At 67.1% G+C, this 1,489-nt stretch carries 1 protein-coding gene; it reads left to right on the top strand.

What is annotated here, in order from left to right:
- Positions 1-1,489 (top strand): acyl-CoA carboxylase subunit beta (locus AB0K43_RS31420; protein WP_363645824.1); only part of this gene is annotated, 1,489 nt, incomplete at both ends.

The following is a 1,489-nucleotide window of genomic DNA, read 5'->3' as shown; positions in this document are numbered from 1 at the left end:
CCCCCGCTGATGCGCGGGGGCGGGTGGCCGAGCTGCACGAGCTTCGGGAGCAGGTCCGCCGGGGTCCGAGCGAGAAGGCGACCGAGGCGCAGCATGCCAAGGGGAAGCTGACCGCTCGGGAGCGGATCGAGCTGTTGTTGGATGCGGGTTCGTTCCGTGAGGTGGAGCCGTTGCGGCGGCACCGGGCCCAGGGTTTCGGGCTGGAGGCGAGGAAGCCGCACACCGATGGTGTGATCGTCGGGTGGGGCACGGTGCACGGGCGGACGGTGTTCACGTACGCGCACGATTTCCGGATCTTCGGTGGGGCGCTGGGTGAGGCTCATGCGCAGAAGATCCACAAGATCATGGACATGGCGATCGCGGCGGGTGCGCCGTTGGTGTCGTTGAACGACGGTGCGGGTGCCCGGATCCAGGAGGGTGTCACGGCGCTGGCCGGGTACGGCGGCATCTTCCAGCGCAACACCCGGGCGTCGGGGGTGATCCCGCAGATCTCGGTGATGCTGGGCCCGTGTGCCGGTGGCGCGGCCTACTCGCCGGCGTTGACGGATTTCGTGTTCATGGTGCGGGAGACCTCGCAGATGTTCATCACCGGCCCGGACGTGGTGCAGGCGGTGACGGGCGAGAAGATCTCGCAGAACGGGCTGGGTGGCGCGGACGTGCACTCGACCGTCTCCGGGGTGTCGCATTTCGTGTACGACGACGAGCAGTCGTGCATCGAGGAGGTGCGGTTCCTGCTGTCGTTGTTGCCGCAGAACAACCGGGAGATGCCGCCGGCGCAGCCGAGTGACGATCCGGTGGAGCGGCGTAACGAGGCGTTGCTGGATCTGGTGCCGGCGGACGGGAACCGGCCGTACGACATGCGCAAGGTGATCGAGGAGGTCGTGGACCACGGGGAGTACCTCGAGGTGCACGAGCGGTGGGCGACGAACGTGATCTGTGCGTTGGCGCGGATCGACGGGCATGTGGTGGGGATCATCGCGAACCAGCCGCAGTCGTTGGCGGGTGTGTTGGACATCCATGCCTCGGAGAAGGCGGCGCGGTTCGTGCAGATGTGCGACGCGTTCAACATTCCGCTGATCACGATGTTGGACGTGCCGGGGTTCCTGCCGGGGGTGGATCAGGAGCACGACGGGATCATCCGGCACGGTGCGAAGTTGTTGTACGCGTACTGCAACGCGACGGTGCCGCGGATCCAGTTGATCCTGCGCAAGGCGTACGGCGGTGCGTACATCGTGATGGATTCCCGTTCGATCGGGGCGGATCTGTCGTACGCGTGGCCGACGAACGAGATCGCGGTGATGGGTGCGGAGGGCGCGGCGAACGTGATCTTCCGGCGGGACATCAACGGGGCCGAGGACCCGGAGGCGATGCGGGCGCAGAAGATCAAGGAGTACAAGAGCGAGCTGATGCACCCGTACTACGCGGCCGAGCGGGGTCTGGTGGACGACGTCATCGACCCGGCCGAGACCCGCACCGTGCTCGCCGGCGC

This window comes from Kitasatospora sp. NPDC049258, assembly GCF_040678895.1.
GTDB lineage: Bacteria > Actinomycetota > Actinomycetes > Streptomycetales > Streptomycetaceae > Kitasatospora.
Note: the sequence above shows the minus strand (reverse complement) of the source record. Positions and strands in the feature narration are given on the sequence as shown.